The sequence below is a fragment of the Actinokineospora alba genome, assembly GCF_004362515.1.
GTDB lineage: Bacteria > Actinomycetota > Actinomycetes > Mycobacteriales > Pseudonocardiaceae > Actinokineospora > Actinokineospora alba.
The window spans coordinates 76,232-92,486 of record NZ_SNXU01000001.1; the positions used below are offsets into that span (position 1 = coordinate 76,232).

Below are 16,255 nucleotides of genomic sequence, written 5' to 3' on the forward strand. Positions count from 1 at the left end.
AGGTCAACTCAAGTCGGCAAGCGGGCCGAGTGCGAGCCCAGCCCGATCGAGGGTAGCCGCTCCGCGGCGGACGGCGTGACCACAGGGCCGATCACGCGGCCCGGTTTCCGGTCGAAGTGAGATCCAGGTCACAGATTTGCGACCTTTTCGACTGGCCCCGAATAGTCCGACCCGGATGGTAGCTTCCGAATCGCTGATCAACTCCAGCCGCGTGGGGGGACACCATGAGCGACCCGGAAGTCGGCACGAACCAGCTAGCGGCCCGGTTGACGGTCACCGCCGCCCTCTTGCTTGGCATCAGCACCATCGTGTTGTTCACCGCGATTCCCGGCCGGGCGGGCAGGTTCGCGTTGCTCGCGGTCGTGATCGTGCTCGGCGTCGCCGTGTTCGCGGCCGGGTCGCGCGCGTTCGGCCGGTTCTCGTACACCGTGGGCCCCACGGTGTGCCGCGGTGTCGGCGGTGGGGCGATCGTGCTCGGCGCCTATCTGAGCGGTCCGCTCTTGGTCGACGCCGTGGGCGAGACCTCGCTGACCACGTCCGTGCTGCTGACCTTCTTGCCCGCGTTCCTCGCGCTGCTGGTCCTTGCCCTCAAGGGGGTGGGCGCCGGTGTCGTGGGCGCGGCGGTCGTGGCGCCGACCGTGCTGGTGCTGCTTCTGGCGGCGAACGGGGCCGGGCCGGGAACGACCGCCCTTTGCCTGCTCGCGCTGGCGGTCGCGGCCGCCGTCGTCGCCGTGCCCGCGCCGTCGTCGTGGAGCACGGCCGGGATCAGCGCGGGGGCGATCGCGGCCGCCGCCGCGGTCGGTGGCGGCGCGACCCCGCTGGGCGCGCTCACCGGTCCCCCGGTCTTCGATGCCATGCCCGAGCCCGGGATGCGGGCCCTCGTGATCGTGGCCGGTCTTGTCTTGCTTGCCCTGTTCGGCGCTCTGGCGATGCTGCGACGCGATACGGCGGGCGGGGTGTTCGTCGGGCTGGCGCTTGTCGCCCCTGTGCCGATGCTCGTGCACGACCAAATGGTCTCCGGCCGACTCGACTCGGCAGCGATCGCGATGGCCGTCGTCCCGTTGGCGGTGGCGATCGCGGTCGCGTGCGCCGTCACGGTGGGCTCCGCACGGCAGCTCGCGGGGCGACTGGCGGGGTGGCTCCGGCCGAGTGGGTCGACGACGGTCCCCGCGCTGCTGTCGGTGGCCGGCGTGACGGCGGTCGTGTTCGCGGCGCAGCCGCTGCCTTCCTTGGTGCCGGACATCCGCCTGCAAGGGGCGATCGCGGTGGTGCTACTCGCTTTCGCGGTCGTGCTGGCGCTGCGCCTGTGCGGCATGCCGGGTGCCATCGTGGCCGCGGCGGCGCTGATCGGGCTGCAGACGATGTCGCCGTGGCGTCGGCTGCTCGCGGGTCTCGTCGAACCGGGAGGCGATCCGTTCGCCCACCTGAAGGTCATCGTGGGGGCCACGGTCGTGGCGGCGGTCGCCGTGACCTGGCTGCTGCTGCGCAGGCATCGGCACGTGGGTGTTGTGGTGGCCGCCGCCTACCTGCTGGCCGGAACGCTCGCCGACCTCGTGCGGGCGATCTCGCTGCTGGGCGGTTGGTCGGACCGGGAGTCCGTGTGGGTCACCACGACGATCGTGCCGCTGCTCATCCTCGGTCTGCCCGCCGCGGTGGCGGCGCTGGTGGCCCGCGCCGCGCCGACGCGGGTGGCGGGTCAGGCGGTCGCCGCGCTGATGGTGGTGATCGGCGGCTTCTCGCTGTTCAAGGCATTGCTGCGGACGTTCTCCGGCGCGAACCCCGGCGAGCCGACTGTCCTGACGCCGACCGACTTCACCACACTCACCTCACTGGACCAGGCGGGTGGCCCGGTCGCCTTCGGCGTCGCGGGGCTGCTCCTGGTGGCGGCCCTCGCGACCCTGTCCACGACGCGTCATGCGAGTGCGGCGGTGGTGGCGGCCGTGATGCTCTTCGGGGTGGGTGGCACGCAGGTCGTGCTCGGGATCGCGCTGCAAACCGGCGGAGGCGCGGCGTTCGACCTGGTCCAGTGGATCGTGCTGGGCGTCAGCGCGGTGGTGACGGCCGCGGCGGTCGTCACTGTCCGATCGTCACAGTCCCCTTTGGCCGCGGAAGAAGCCCGACCCCCAGACGGGCCCCTCCCAGCGGCACAGGCTTGACTCGGCCTGCCGAACACGACGGGATGAGGCCCGACCCCTCGACGGGCCCCCTCCCTACGTCGCCTGGTGACTGGGTGGGCCCTCCCCGGACCGCCCCTTCACCTGACAAAGAGAAGACTGTCAAGGATCGAGGGCGGGCCCCAGCGTGATCACCCGCGAGTAGGGGTGAGTAGGTCTACCTATTTGCTGGCCCGCAAAACCGCGGACTCGACCGTTTGCCGCCAGCCCGGGGCCTTGCCGGGGACGAAGCTGAACGAGTCGACGGCCGAGCCGCCCATGGTCGCGACCCGCGCCCACAGCACGTCGATTCCGCATCGCTCCAAAGCGGACGCGACGCTGTGCAGCAGGCCGATGCGGTCGGCGGCACGCAGTTCCAGGACGACCGCGGCGCCGTCCTCATCGCCTGCCTCGTGGTCGAACCACAGCACGCGGGGTTCGGGTGCGTCCTCGGCGCGGCCGCCGTAGTCGCGTTCCTTGGCGGCGAGTTTGTCCGCCAGGGGAAGGGATCCGGCTTCGGCGCGGAGGAACTGCTCGCGCAGCAGCGCCGGGTCCGGCATGGAGCCGAAGCGCGGGGTCACGGAGAACACGCCGACCGCGACGCCCGCGTGCGTGACGAGCGAGGCCGCGTGGACTTCGAGGAGATTGAGCGCCAGGACGCCTGCCGCTCGGGACAGGACGCCGGGCCGGTTCTTCGCGGCGAGGGTGATGGTGGCGACGTTGTCGCTGGTGTCGACCAGGAAGTCCGCCTTGCCGGTGGCGTTGACCGCCTCGGCGAGTTCGGTCTGCGCGACACTGAGCGGGATCGGGCCGGGAAGCTGTTCACCCGCCATCGCGGCGCGGCAGCGGGTGACCAGATCCGTTGTGAGAGCGGCTTTCCAGTCCGTCCACACACCGGGTCCGGTGGCCAGCGAGTCGGCCTCGGCGAGGGCGTGCAGCAGTTCCAACAGGACCGGGTCGCCGCCGAGGACGTCGACGACGCGCAGCACGGTGGCCTCGTCCTCGACGTCGCGGCGGGTCGCGGTGTGCGGCAGCAGCAGGTGATGGCGGACCATCGCCGAGAGCGTGTCGACGTCCTGTTTGGACAGTCCGAGCCGAGCGCCCACCTGGGTGGCGAGCGCGGCGCCGACGATCGAGTGGTCCTGGTCGCGTCCTTTGCCCAAGTCGTGGAGCAGCGCGCCGATGAGCAGCAGGTCCGGGCGGGACACCCGGGTGACCATCCGGGACGCGTTGACCGTCGTCTGCACCAGGTGGCGGTCGACGGTCCAGATGTGCGCGGCGTCGCGCGGGGGCAGGTCGCGCACGGCGCCCCACTCGGGGAACAGCCGCGCCCACAGTCCGGTGCGGTCGAGCGCCTCGACGACGTCGGTCAGGCCCTCGCCCGCGCCCAGCAGCGACACCAGGTCCTGGCGGACCTCGGCGGGCCACGGCGCGCGCGGTTCGGGGGCGTGGTCGCTGAGCCGCGACAGCGCGCCGGGGGCGATCGGGTGGCCGGTGCGGCCGGAGGCGGCGGCGACGCGCAGCAGCAGTCCCGGGTCCTTGCCGGGGTCGGCGTCGCGGGCGAGCGCGACCTCGCTGCCGTGCAGCACGACACCCTCGTCGAGCGGGCGGCGGTCGGGGGTGCGGCGCAGCAGGCCGAGGACCCGCTTGCCGTTGGCCGCGCCGGTGGAGCGCAGCGCGACGTCCATCGCGTAGGCGACCGAGCGGCCCGCCCCGGACAGGGCCCTGGCGAGCGCGAACCGGTCGGCCAGGCCGAGGGCGGCGGCGATCTCGTCACCGTCCTGGGGGCGGACGATGTCGCGCGGGCGGCCCGCGATGCGGCGCAGCTCGGTGCGGGTGTCGAGCAGGAGAGTGTGGGCGGCGACGACGTCGGCGCCGGGTCTGTCGATCAGCTGGGCGAGCGAGAGAGCGTCGAGGATGCCCAGGTCACGCAGGCCGCCGCGGCCGTGTTTGAGGTCCGGTTCGACCCAGTGGGCGACCTCGCCCGCGCGGCGCCAGCGCTGCTTGACGGACTCGATCAGGTCGCCGAGCCGGTTGCGCACACCGGTCCGCCACTGCTCGCGCGCGGAGGTGGCCAAACGGACGGCGACCTCGGCGTCGCCCGCCAGGTGGCGGGCGTCGAGCAGGCCCAGCGCGGTCCGCAGGTCGGCCTTGGCGACGTCGAGCGCCTCGCCGACCGTGCGGACGGAGTGGTCGAGCCCGACACCGGAGTTCCACAGCGGGTACCAGAGGCGTTCGGCGATCGTGTCGACCGCCTTGCGGCCGTCGTGCACCAGCACGAGGTCCAGATCGGAGTACGGGACCAGCTCGCGCCTGCCCAGCCCCCCGACGGCCAGCAGCGCCACGCCACCGCCCCGGCCACCGACACCGGCCTGCGCGGCGGCGGCGGTGAGCCAGAACTCGTGCAGGTCGGTCAGCGCCTCGCGCAGCGTGTCCGGTGCGAGCCGGTGGCCCGACTGAGTCGACTGCCCAGACGGGCTGGCGGACCTGGCACCCTGACCGAGAAGCCGGTCACGAGCGAGCACCAGGTCCGCCGCCGTCGGGGAACTTTCCCCCGTTGTCATGATCTAGATCGCGTCCGTCCCGCGCTCTCCGGTGCGGACCCGAACCACGGTCTCGACCGGTGTGACCCAGACCTTGCCGTCACCGATCTTGCCGGTGCGCGCCGCCTCGACGATCGCGTCGACGACCTTGTCGCCGGTCGTGTCGTCGGCCAGCACCTCGACCCGGATCTTCGGGACGAAGTCCACCGAGTACTCCGCGCCGCGGTAGACCTCGGTGTGGCCCTTCTGCCTGCCGTAGCCCTGGACCTCGGAGACCGTCATGCCGAGCACGCCGATCTGTTCCAGCGCCGCCTTCACGTCGTCGAGGGTGAAGGGCTTGATGATCGCGGTAACCAGCTTCATGTCCCTCAGCCTTCCTTACCCGCGGTGGCGGAGACCTTCTCGGCGGTGTGTTCGGCGTGCTTGATGGTCGTGGTTCCGCCGGAGCGCAGGCTGGAGAACTCGTAGCCGCTCTCCGCGTGCTCGGCCTCGTCGATGCCCGTGGCCTCGGCCTCGGCGGAGACCCGGAAACCGATCGTCTTCTGGATGATGAAGGCGATGACCAGGGTCGCGACGAACGAGTACGCCATGACCGCACCGGCGGCGACCGCCTGCTTGCCGAGCAGGTCGAGACCGCCACCGTAGAAGAGGCCTTCCTTGCCCGCCGAGTTCACGCTCGTGGTGGCGAAGAGCCCGATCAGGATGGTGCCGGTCAGGCCGCCGACCAGGTGGACGCCGACGACGTCGAGCGAGTCGTCGTAGCCCAGCTTGAACTTCAGGCTCACCGCGAGGGCACACAGGACACCGGCGACGAGGCCGATGGCGAGGGCGCCGAGCGGGTTGACGAAGCCACAGGCCGGGGTGATGGCGACCAGGCCCGCGATGGCGCCGGAAGCGGCGCCGAGCGTGGTCGGCTTGCCGTCGCGGATCTGCTCCACGACCAGCCAGCCCAGGATCGCGGCCGCGGTGGCGGCGGTCGTGGTCAGGAACGCGACACCGGCGAGGTCACCCGCGCCGAGCGCCGAGCCGGCGTTGAAGCCGTACCAGCCGAACCACAGCAGACCGGCGCCGAGCAGGACGAAGGGCAGGTTGTGCGGCCGCATGGGCTCACGCGGCCAGCCCTTGCGCTTGCCGAGCACCAGCACGAGCGCCAGGGCCGCGGCACCGGCGTTGATGTGGACCGCCGTGCCGCCCGCGAAGTCGAGCGCGCCGAGCTTGTTGGCGATCCAGCCGCCGACGAAGTCGGTGCCGGTGACGCCGTTGAAGTTGAACACCCAGTGCGCGACGGGGAAGTACACAATCGTCACCCAGAAGGCGATGAAGATCGTCCACGACCAGAACTTCGCGCGGTCCGCGATCGCACCAGAGATCAGGGCCGCGGTGATGATCGCGAACATGAGCTGGAAGACGACGAAGACGACGTGCGGGATCTGGTGGCCATCGACCCACGGCGCCGCCGCGTCGGCCGGTGCGACACCGACCAGGGTGCCCACGATGTTCCCCAGGTTGACGAAGTCGAAGCCGCCGAGCAGGCCGCCACCGAGATCGTTACCGAAGGTCAGACTGTAGCCGTAGAGCACCCACAGCACGGTGACAACACCGAGCGAGATGAAGCTCATCATGAGCATGTTGAGCACGCTCTTCGCGCGCACCATACCGCCGTAGAAGAATGCGAGGCCGGGAGTCATCAGCATGACCAAAGCCGCGCTGATCAGCACCCAAGCTGTATCTCCTGCGTTCACATCGTCCTCCCGTGAACCTGTTGATTGCCGGGAAGCATGGGTTTGTCCTGTTTCGCGGGATCGCTTACGACGTTTCGCCCACGTGAACTGTCGGCCCGGTCGTGTTACGGGCAGGTTTCCTCTACGGGCTGTATTCGATCGACTACCGAATCGTGTCGGTAACGTGATCCCCTGTGGACGCTGCCCCCATCTCGCTCATCCAGGACGCCGGGTGGCTCTCCACGCAGCTCGCGCTGGCGTCGCGGCGGTACCGGACCCGTGATGAGCCGGTACTGGGGGTCCTGTGGTGGTACTCGGCGAGCCTGGTGCTGCTCGGACCGGTCGTGGAGTCCTCGGCTGATCCGGCTTCGGTGACGTTGCTGGTGGAGCCGGACGGGCGGGTGCTCTCGGCGACTGCTTCTTCTTTGTGCACGAATCCGGGGCCGCGGCTGCGGGAGGTCATCTCGGCGTCGGTGGGGTCACTGTCTGGCTTGACCGGTGCGTCGGAGCGGGCGCTGTGGGCGATCACGACGGACTCGCTGGCGAACCGGGTGCTGTGGGCGAGCGGCAGGCCCGCTGACGCGGTCGCGCTGGCGCGGGCGGTCGGGCCGGAGCTGCCGGTGCCCCGGTTCGTGGAGGTCGGCGGCCGCACCGTGGTCCGCCGGGCGTCGTGTTGCCTTGTTTACGAGACGCCGGGCGCGGACAAGTGCGTCAGCTGTCCCCGACAGACTCCCGCCGACCGGATGGCGCGGTTGGCGAGAGGCGTCTGACCGCTCAAAGGCGGCGTTGGGCGAGTGCGGTCAGCGACTCCGGGCTAAGTCCGCAGAAGCCGGCCACCTCCGCTTCGGTCAGGGCGCCGCAGTCGATCCCTCTGGTCAGCGAGGTCGCCAAGGCGGCCGCGGTGGCGGGTTCGTCGAGGACTGAGCCGCCGGTACGGGACACGTACGCGGCGAGGCGGGCGCCGTCGGCTTCCGCGGTTTCCAGGTGGTGGGTGAACACCGCGCAGTAGCGCGAGACCAGCTGGGCGGGGTGCAGGTCCCACCCCTGGAAGAAGCCGCGCGACAGCGACCTGCGGACCAACTCGTAGTGCGTGAGCCACCCGTGGCGGACGTTGTCGCCGACGGGCAGGACGTTGGAGGAGCCGTCGGACAGGCGGACGCCAGTGCCCGCCGCGCCCACCTGCATGGCGTTTCGGGCGAAGTCGCAGGCCGGGTGGGCGAGGTGTTGGTCGGCGGCGCTGAGGCCGCAGGCGGCCGTGTAGTCGTAGGTGCCGAAGTGCAGGCCCGAGACGCGCCCCGCGCCCGCGCCGATCAGGCGGGGAATCGCGAACCGTCCTTTGTGGTCGATCACGGCCTGGGTGGTCTCGATCTGGATCTCGAACCGCAGCGAGCCCTCCGGCATCCCCAGGCGCGACTCGAACAGGTCCAGGAGCTCGACCAGGGCCGTGACCTGCTCGGGGCCGGTGACCTTCGGGAACGTCACCACGAACCCCGGCGGTGGCGTGCCGAGTTCGGTCAGCACGAGGTCGAGGGTGTCAACCGCCCGGTGGGTCAGCTCCATGGTGTCGAACGACTTCATCCGGATGCCGACACCGGCCAGCCCCCAGCCGCGGATCAGGCGGGCCGCGGCCAGGGCGTCGGCGTCCTCGGTGGCGGCGTCGCGGATGCCGTAGCCGTCCTCGAAGTCGACGCGGAGGTCTTCCACGGGTTCGTGTTCCAGCTTGGCGCGCACCCGGTCGTACACCGTCGGGGCGAGCGCCGCCGGCACGCCGATGATGGCCGCCATCGCCGCCGGGTCCGGTGCGTGCTCGTCGAAGGCGGCCAGTGCCTGTGCGCCCCACCGGGCGGGCAGGTCCTCGGTGGCTTGGTCGGCTGGGACGTAGCAGGTGTGCACCGGCTGGCGCCCGCCGCTGTCGCCCGGGTAGCGCCGCGCCCGCGCACTGTCCACTTCGGCCAGACGGTTGGTCAGCACCGCGAGGAAGGAACCATCCATCGTTCGCATGTCAGATCCGCTCGTAGGCAGGGATCGTCAGGAAGTCGACATACTCCGCGGCTAGCGCGACCTCGGCGAACAGCTCGATGGCGGGCGACTCCGGCTCCTCGGCGAGGATCGCCCACACGAGGTCCTCGGTCACCTGGTCGCCGGTGTCGAGCACGACCTTGTTGCGCACCCACTGCCACACCAGCGACCGGGAGATCTCGGCGGTCGCCGCGTCCTCCATGAGGTTGTGGATCGCGGCCGCGCCATTGCCCGCCAGCCAGGACTCCAGGTAGCGGACACCGATGTCGATCGCCGAGCGCAGCCCGGCCATCGTGGCCCGGCCCGGGGTCGCCGACACCGCGAGGAGGTCCGCGGCCGTCACCGAGACGTCCTCGCGCAGCCGGTCGAGCTGGTTGGGCCGCTCGCCCAGCGCCGCGTCGAACACCTCGCGGCACACCGGGACCAGGTCGGGGTGGGCCACCCACGAGCCGTCGAAGCCGTCGCCCGCCTCCCGGCCCTTGTCCTCGCGCACCTTCTCCAGCGCCCGCGCGGTGACCTCCGGGCTGCGCCGGTTCGGGATGAACGCGGCCATCCCGCCCATCGCGAAAGCGCCGCGCCGGTGACACGTGCGCACGAGCAGTTCGGTGTACGCGCGCATGAACGGCGCGGTCATGGTGACGGCGTCGCGGTCGGGCAGGACGAACTCCGGGCCCGCGTCGCGGAAGTACTTGATCAGGCTGAACAGGTAGTCCCACCGGCCCGCGTTGAGGCCGGAGATGTGCTCGCGCAGCTCGTAGAGGATCTCGTCCATCTCGAACGCGGCCGGGATGGTCTCGATCAGGACTGTGGCGCGCACGGAGCCGTGGGCGATGCCCAGTTCGCGCTCGGCGTGGGTGAAGACGTCGTTCCACAGCCGCGCTTCGAGGTGGCTCTCCAGCTTCGGCAGGTAGTAGTAGGGCCCGGCCACCCGCGCGTTGTGGAAGAAGTGCAGGCCGAAGTCGACGAGGGCGCCGACCGCTCGGCGGCCGTCGAGAAGGACGTGCTTCTCGTCGAGATGCCAGCCGCGCGGGCGGACCACGACCGTGGCGGGCCGCTCGGCGTCCACGGCGTAGTGCTTGCCCTCGGGCGAGGTGAACTCCAGCTGCCCGCGCGCGGCGTCGAACAGCGTGACCTGCCCGGACATGACGTTGCGCCAGTGCGGGGTGTTCGCGTCCTCCAGGTCGGCCAGCCACACCCGGGCGCCGGAGTTGAGTGCGTTGATCGCCATCTTGGCGTCGGTCGGGCCGGTGATCTCGACGCGGCGGTCGGTCAGCGCGGGCGGCGCCGGGGCGACCCGCCAGTCGGACTCGCGGATGTCGCGGGTCTCGGGCAGGAAGTCGAGCCTGCCCTCCCGCGACGCCCGCTCCCGCTTGGCGACCCTGGCCCGCAACAGCTCGTCGCGCCGATCGGCGAACACGTGGTGCAGCCCCGCGACGAACTCGAGGGCGTCAGGGGTCAGGATCTCCGCGTCGCGCTCGACCGGCTCGCCAAGCAACTTGATGTCGACCATGGGTCCATAGTGGCCCCCGTCACGCGGATGGGACAGCTCAGCCGAGCAGCGCGTCCACGAATGCCGCGGGGTCGAAGGGGGCCAGGTCGTCGGCGCCCTCGCCGAGACCGACCAGCTTGACCGGAACGCCCAGCTCACGCTGCACCTGGAAGACGATGCCGCCCTTGGCGGTGCCGTCGAGCTTGGTCAGCACGATGCCGGTGACGTCGACGACCTCGCCGAACACCCGGGCCTGGGTCAGCCCGTTCTGCCCGGTGGTGGCGTCGAGGACCAGCAGCACCTCGTCGACCTCGGCCTGCTTCTCCACGACCCGCTTGACCTTGCCCAGCTCGTCCATCAGGCCGGTCTTGGTGTGCAGGCGGCCCGCGGTGTCGATCAGGACGGTGTCGACGCCGGTCGCGATGCCGCGCTTGACCGCGTCGAACGCGACGGCCGCCGGGTCGGCGCCTTCCTTGCCGCGCACGACCTCGGCGCCCACCCGGTCGGCCCAGGTCTGCAGCTGGTCGGCGGCGGCGGCGCGGAACGTGTCGGCGGCGGCGAGGACGACCGTGCGGCCGTCGGCGACCAGGACGCGCGCGAGCTTGCCGGTGGTCGTGGTCTTGCCGGTGCCGTTGACCCCGACGACGAGCGCGACGGCGGGCTGCTTGTTCTCGCCCTCACCGTGCGGCAGCGCGCGGACGGCACGGTCCATGTCCGGGTGCAGTGCATCGATCAGCACCTCGCGGAGCACCGCGCGGGCGGCCTCCGGGGTGCGCACGGCGCGCGCGACGAGTTCGGAGCGCAGCCGGTCGACGATCTCCTGCGTGGTGGCCGCGCCCAGGTCGGCGAGCAGCAGGGTGTCCTCGACCTCGGTCCAGGAGTCCTCATCGAGGTCACCGGCGCCGAGCAGACCGAGCAGGCCCTGGCCGAACGCGGACCGGGAACGGGACAGGCGCCCGCGCAGCCGTTCGAGCCTGCCCGACGTCGGCGCGATCTCGTCCATGTCGGGCGCGTGCGGCCCGATGGGCTGCTCGGGAATGACCGGCGGCGGCACGATGTCAGTCGGGCCCGCCTGGGTGGGAATGCGGTCGGTGGTGCCGTGGCCCTGGACCGGGATGCTGTCGGCCAAGTCCTTGTCGGCCGTGTCCTCGATGTCGTCGAGCAACTGGTCTTCGGGCAGCGTCACGTCGACAATCCCGCGACGCGGCGAGTCGCGCGGCACCGAGGCGTCGTCGCCGACACCGGGCTGGCCGTCGACCTCGGTGCGGTCCTCGACCGGGTGCGGCGGCGGAGTCGCCTTCGGACCGCCCTGGGTCAGGCTGATCCCGCCACCCGCCTGGTAACCGCCGCCCTTGGGCTTCTCGACCTCCCGCTTCGCCTCGGCCAGGCTGATGCGCCTGCGCTTGGCCAGCACGACACCGGTGACCAGGGCGGCGAGCAGCACGACAGCGGCGACGATGAGGATGACGATCAGGGTCTGTGACACCCGGCCATCCTCGCATCCCGCCAGGCGGGCGCACCGACCACCGGGAAAAAGTCCCCTCTTGCGCCGAACGGACGGGTGCAATAGACCAAGAGCAATGGGTTGGTACCGCGTCGTCGGGGTGATCTCCGGTACTTCGATGGACGGTGTCGACGTGGCCGTCGCCGATCTCACCGTCCGCGGGGACACGATCGATCTCGTCCCGGTCCGGCACGCCCAAATCCCCTACCCGGACGACCTGCGCGACGCGCTGACGGCCGCGCTGCCGCCTGGGGACTGTTCCGCCGAGACACTGTGCAAGCTCGACACCGCCGTCGGGCAGGCCTTCGCGGAAGCCGTGGTCGCGGTCGGGGCCGAGGGGGCCGACCTGGTCGCCTCACTTGGGCAGACACTGTTCCACTGGGTCGACGGCGGCCGCTGCCTGGGCACACTCCAACTCGGACAGCCCGCGTGGATCGCGGAGGCGACCGGGCTGCCGGTGGTCGCCGACCTGCGCGCCCGCGATGTCGCCGCGGGCGGGCATGGCGCGCCGCTGGCGCTGGTCCTCGACCGGCTGCTGCTGTCCGACCCGGACACGCCGACAGCGGCGCTCAACCTCGGCGGGATCGCCAACATCACCGTGCTCACCCCGAATTCGCCCGCTATCGCTTTCGACACCGGTCCGGGCAACGCCCTGCTCGACGCCGCCGCCCAATCCCGGCTGGGCACGTCCCACGACGTCGACGGCGCCCACGCCGCCACGGGCACGGTCCGCGAAGACCTCCTGGGCGTTTTGCTGCGCGACCCCTATTACGCGGCGCCGCCACCCAAGTCGACGGGCAAGGAACTGTTCAACGGCACCTACCTCGACGCCGCGCTCGCCCGGGTCGGCCCGGTCGCCGACGCCGAGCTGCTCGCCACCCTTGTCGCGCTGACCGCCACCACCGTGGCCGACGCCTGCAGGCGGCACGACGTCAAGAAGGTGGTCGCGTCCGGCGGAGGAGTACACAACACAGCACTGCTCTCCGCTTTGCGCACCGCTCTCGATCCGGTGCCCCTTTCCACCACCGACGACCTCGGCCTGCCGGTGGATGCCAAGGAGGCCTACCTCGCCGCGCTCCTGGGGTTCCTCACCTGGAGCGGCATCGCGGTCGACCCGGCCACCGGCGCGGCGGGACCGCGCCTGCTCGGCAGCATCACCCCCGGCACGCGCCCGGTCAGCCCACCCGACCCGGTCGGCGGCAACCCCCGCCGACTGCGGATCGTCGTCCCCCAACCCCTCGGAGGCGTCCATGCGCGCACTTGATCTGGCGATCATCGTGGTCTTCCTGGTGGGGATGCCGCTGCTGGGCATCTGGATCGCCGGTCGGCAGCGGTCGGGCAGCGACTACTTCGTCGGCGAGGGCAAGATCTCCTGGTGGGTGGCCTGTCTGTCGGTGGTCTCGGCGGAGACCTCGACGCTGACCGTGCTGAGCGTCCCCACCGTGGCCTACCTGGGCGCGTTCACCTATCTGCAGCTCGCGATCGGCTACGTGATCGGCCGGATCGTGGTGTCGTTCGTGCTGCTCCCCCGCTATGTCGCGGGCAACATGACCACCGCCTACAACTTCCTCGGCAAGCGCTTCGGCGGCGGGATGCAGGGCACGGCGTCGGTGACGTTCCTGTTCACCCGGCTGCTCGCCGACGGCGTGCGGCTGTTCGCCACGGCGATCCCGATCAAGATCGTGCTGGCCGCCTACGGTGTGAACGCCGCGTACTGGCAGATCGTCGCGGTGCTGGGGATCGCGATGGTCGTCTACACCTTCTTCGGCGGTGTGCGCGCGGTTGTGTGGGTCGACGCGATCCAGATGCTCTGGTACGTCCTCGGCGGTGTGGCGGTCATCGTCGTGCTGGCGGACCGGCTGCCCACCGGCTGGCTCGGCGCGGCGGTGGACGCGGGCAAGACGCAGCTGCTGGACTTCGCGAGCGCGCCGCTGAGCAACAACTACGCGTTCGTCACCGCGGTCCTCGGCGGCGCGGTGCTGTCGATGGCCTCGCACGGCGCCGACCAGCTGATCGTGCAGCGGCTGATGGCGTGCAACGACCTCAGGGCGAGCCAGAAGGCGCTGATGGCCAGCGGGGTCGTGGTGTTCCTGCAGTTCGGGCTGTTCCTGCTGATCGGCACCATGCTGTGGTCGTTCTACAAAGGACTCGACCCGGTGAAGGACCTTGGGTTGGCCACCAACGACGAGCTGTTCGCGTCGTTCATCGTCAACGAGTTGCCGAGTGGGCTGTCCGGCTTCGTGATCGCGGGCATCCTCGCGGCGGCGCTGAGTTCGTCGCTCGGCGCGCTGGCGTCGTCCACGGTGACCGATGTCTATCAGCGCTTCGTGCGGCGCCCGCTCACCGAGGCCGAGTCGCTCAAGCAGGGCCGGATCTGGACCGTGGTGTGGGCGGGCGCGCTGATCGTGTTCGCGTCGATGTTCACCACGACGAAGAACCCGATCGTCGAGACCGCGCTCGCCATCACCGGCTACACCTACGGCGCGCTCCTCGGCGCGTTCCTGTTGGGCCTGCTGGTGCGCAAGGCGCGGCAGGCCGACGCGATCGTCGCGTTCCTGAGCACGGTCGCGGTGATGGCGTTCGTGATCCTCGGGCTCAAGTTCAGCAAGAAGACCGGCGAGTTCCTCGGGGTGGACTTCGCCAAGGCCGCAGGGGATTCCGTGGCGCTGGCGTTCCCCTGGTACACGCCGCTGGGCGTGGCCGTGACGCTGGTCGTCGGCGGCCTACTCGCCCTGCGCCACCGCGGCTCCACCGTCCCCGCTGCCCTCGACGACCCCGACGACACCGCCGTTCCCGCCACGAAGTGAGCGCCACTCGTCGGCCAGGATCGAGTAGACGACGATGTCGTGGCGAACACCGTTGTGCGGGAACTCCTCGCGGTGCACGCCCTCCTTGGTGAAGCCGATCCGCTCGGCGGTGGCCAGGCTGCGGGTGTTGGTCGCCCCCGCCTGCCACACCACCCTGGCCATGCCGCGCTCCTCGACCGCCCACTCGATCATCAACCGGACCGCGCGGGTGACCAGCCCGCGGCCGACCGCTTCGGGCGCCAGCCAGACCCCGACCTCGCAATTGTTGAAGCGCTGATCGAAGGTGCGGAACAGCGTGCCGCCGACGAGCTTCCCGTCGATCCAGATGCCGTAGATCCGCCCCTCTCCCTTGGCCTGCCGGTCGGCGTAGCTCTGCAGCAGCACTTCGGCGGACCCGGCGTCGACGATCCGGGCGACCCACGGCAGCCACGTGTCGAGGTAGTCGCGCGCCGAGTCGATGTGTTCGAAGAACTCCGCCCCCTGCCATGGCTCGAGAGCTCGGAGTTCGGCGTTCTCGGTCAGCGCGACAGACAGCAAAGGGGCCTCCAGATCAGGGGAAGACGTGCTGGCCGGGTGTCAGCACCCCGTGCGGATCGAAGCGTGCTTTCGCGCGAAGGGCCACCGAATATCGGTCGCCGTAGTGCGCGCGCCAGTCGCCGGGCCGCACCGGGATCGCGCTGACGGGGTACTGTTTGCCGCCGGCCGCGACGGCCGCGTCGTATGCGGCCCGGTTGTCGGCGAGCAGCCTGCGGACGGTGTCGTCGTTCGGTGGGGCGACGACGCGCAGCATCGCGAAGAGGAACACCGTGGGGCTGTCGGGAAGCGCGACCATGGGCGTGGTCAGCCTGCCGCGCGGCACCGGGTAAAGCAGGATCGGGCCGCCGACGTCGGCCGGGTTCAGCCGGGACACAAGGTCGGCGACGTAGGCGTCGGTCGCCGCGTCCGGCAGGAAGAGGTTGATCCACGGGTTGGGGAACTTCAGCGGGCGCAACTGGTCGACCAGCGCGGTGATGCGGTCCAGCCAGTCGAAGTAGGGCAGCTCGGCGATCTCGGTCGACTTCGGCGCGGGCAGCCCGGCGAGCATCGCCGTGTCGTCGGGGCTGTTCGGGGCGGTGAAGTAGGCGACGCCCTCGAGCAGGTAGTCCCAGCCGCCCTCGACGGGGACGACTTGGCCTTCCAGGTAGGAGAAGCGGCCGTCGGCGACCGCGGTCCGCTGCGCGGTGAGCAGCGACGGCAGGTCGTCGTAGGTGAGGTTGTAGACGCGGGCGGTGCTCGGAGCGGGGATCAGCCGGACCGTCGCCCGGACTATGACCGCGTACTGGCCGAGGCCGCCGAGCACGGCGTCGAACAGTTTCCGGTTCTTGGTCTTCGAACAGGCCATGACGTCGCCGGTGCCGGTGACGACCTCCAAGGCGATGACGTTGTCGACCAGCATTCCGTGGTGCGAACTCGCACCGCCGATGCCGCCTACCGACAGCGTCCCGCCGACTGACAGGCCGATGTAGTCGGTGGCGACCGGCGGGGTCAGTCCACTCGCGAGGGTCCGCTTGATCAGGTCGGACCAGGTGACACCGGCGTCGACCACCGCGCGGTCGGCCGCGACCGAGTGCACGCGGGCCATGGTGCGGGAGTCGATGACCACGCCCGCGCCCGCCTGCGCCTGGCCGTGCACGGCGTGACCCTGGCCGCGCATGGCGACGGTGATGTCGTGGGCGGCGGCGAAGGTGATGATCTTCGCGATGTCCTTCACCGAACCCGGTCGCAGAACCGCGCGCGGGCGCTCGTGGACGATCTGCCCGTAGTCCTCGGCCGCTTCGGCCAGCGCGGCGTCATCGGTGACCAGCTCCCCGTCGAGGCGGGGCACGGGAATCCCATTGGGACTGGCGTCGGCCTCGGTGAGCCACCCGATGCCCAACGGGTCGAAGGCGACGACAGCGGTCGCGGCCCCCACCGCGAGAAACCTGCGTCGGTTGAGCCCGGTCTCGCGCATGTGGACGCTCCTCACCCTCAAGTGATCTT

The 16,255-nt window shown here is 70.9% G+C and carries 12 protein-coding genes; 4 read left to right on the top strand and 8 right to left on the bottom strand.

Going from position 1 to position 16,255, the window contains the following annotated elements:
* Window positions 1-224 precede the first annotated feature (224 nt).
* Complete coding sequence (locus C8E96_RS00370; protein ID WP_091370934.1) at window positions 225-2,156, top strand: hypothetical protein; 1,932 nt, start codon at window positions 225-227, stop codon at window positions 2,154-2,156.
* A 179-nt stretch (window positions 2,157-2,335) separates the two neighbouring features.
* On the opposite strand, the gene C8E96_RS00375 is transcribed toward C8E96_RS00370, so the two are convergent.
* Genes C8E96_RS00375 through C8E96_RS00385 form a run of 3 tightly spaced genes read right to left on the bottom strand, consistent with a single transcriptional unit; the run spans window position 2,336 to window position 6,438 of the window.
* Window positions 2,336-4,717 (bottom strand): [protein-PII] uridylyltransferase, encoded by a 2,382-nt coding sequence (locus C8E96_RS00375; RefSeq protein WP_091370932.1) that lies wholly within the window; start codon window positions 4,715-4,717, stop codon window positions 2,336-2,338.
* A 3-nt stretch (window positions 4,718-4,720) separates the two neighbouring features.
* Window positions 4,721-5,059, bottom strand: a complete 339-nt coding sequence (locus C8E96_RS00380; RefSeq protein WP_133794075.1) for a P-II family nitrogen regulator — start codon at window positions 5,057-5,059, stop codon at window positions 4,721-4,723.
* A 5-nt stretch (window positions 5,060-5,064) separates the two neighbouring features.
* Window positions 5,065-6,438, bottom strand: a complete 1,374-nt coding sequence (locus C8E96_RS00385) for an ammonium transporter (protein WP_228769701.1) — start codon at window positions 6,436-6,438, stop codon at window positions 5,065-5,067.
* 173 nt (window positions 6,439-6,611) lie between these two features.
* On the opposite strand from C8E96_RS00385, the gene C8E96_RS00390 reads away from it, so the two are divergent.
* Window positions 6,612-7,187, top strand: a complete 576-nt coding sequence (locus C8E96_RS00390; RefSeq protein WP_091370930.1) for a (2Fe-2S)-binding protein — start codon at window positions 6,612-6,614, stop codon at window positions 7,185-7,187.
* A 4-nt stretch (window positions 7,188-7,191) separates the two neighbouring features.
* On the opposite strand, the gene C8E96_RS00395 is transcribed toward C8E96_RS00390, so the two are convergent.
* From C8E96_RS00395 to ftsY, 3 genes are read right to left on the bottom strand one after another with little or no spacing between them, the layout of a single operon-like run.
* On the bottom strand, window positions 7,192-8,418 hold the full coding sequence (locus tag C8E96_RS00395) for a DUF6986 family protein (RefSeq protein WP_091370928.1): 1,227 nt from the start codon (window positions 8,416-8,418) through the stop codon (window positions 7,192-7,194).
* Window position 8,419: 1 nt separating this feature from the next.
* The gene (gene aceB / locus C8E96_RS00400; RefSeq protein WP_091370927.1) at window positions 8,420-9,946 is read right to left on the bottom strand and encodes a malate synthase A; all 1,527 of its coding nucleotides are present in this window, start codon (window positions 9,944-9,946) and stop codon (window positions 8,420-8,422) included.
* 37 nt (window positions 9,947-9,983) lie between these two features.
* Complete coding sequence (gene ftsY, locus C8E96_RS00405; protein ID WP_091370925.1) at window positions 9,984-11,411, bottom strand: signal recognition particle-docking protein FtsY; 1,428 nt, start codon at window positions 11,409-11,411, stop codon at window positions 9,984-9,986.
* A gap of 94 nt (window positions 11,412-11,505) precedes the next feature.
* Here ftsY and C8E96_RS00410 point away from each other — a divergent pair, with 94 nt between their 5' ends.
* Window positions 11,506-12,693: an anhydro-N-acetylmuramic acid kinase gene (locus tag C8E96_RS00410; protein WP_091370923.1), complete on the top strand. Its 1,188-nt coding sequence runs from the start codon at window positions 11,506-11,508 to the stop codon at window positions 12,691-12,693.
* The gene (locus tag C8E96_RS00415; protein ID WP_091370922.1) at window positions 12,680-14,236 is read left to right on the top strand and encodes a sodium:solute symporter; all 1,557 of its coding nucleotides are present in this window, start codon (window positions 12,680-12,682) and stop codon (window positions 14,234-14,236) included. The genes C8E96_RS00410 and C8E96_RS00415 overlap by 14 nt, the downstream gene beginning before the upstream one ends.
* Here the strand turns inward: C8E96_RS00415 and C8E96_RS00420 are convergent.
* Together C8E96_RS00420 and C8E96_RS00425 are read right to left on the bottom strand one after the other, a co-directional pair.
* On the bottom strand, window positions 14,153-14,773 hold the full coding sequence (locus C8E96_RS00420; protein WP_091370920.1) for a GNAT family N-acetyltransferase: 621 nt from the start codon (window positions 14,771-14,773) through the stop codon (window positions 14,153-14,155). The genes C8E96_RS00415 and C8E96_RS00420 overlap by 84 nt on opposite strands.
* A 13-nt stretch (window positions 14,774-14,786) precedes the next feature.
* On the bottom strand, window positions 14,787-16,226 hold the full coding sequence (locus tag C8E96_RS00425; protein WP_091370918.1) for an FAD-binding protein: 1,440 nt from the start codon (window positions 16,224-16,226) through the stop codon (window positions 14,787-14,789).
* Window positions 16,227-16,255: the final 29 nt, after the last annotated feature.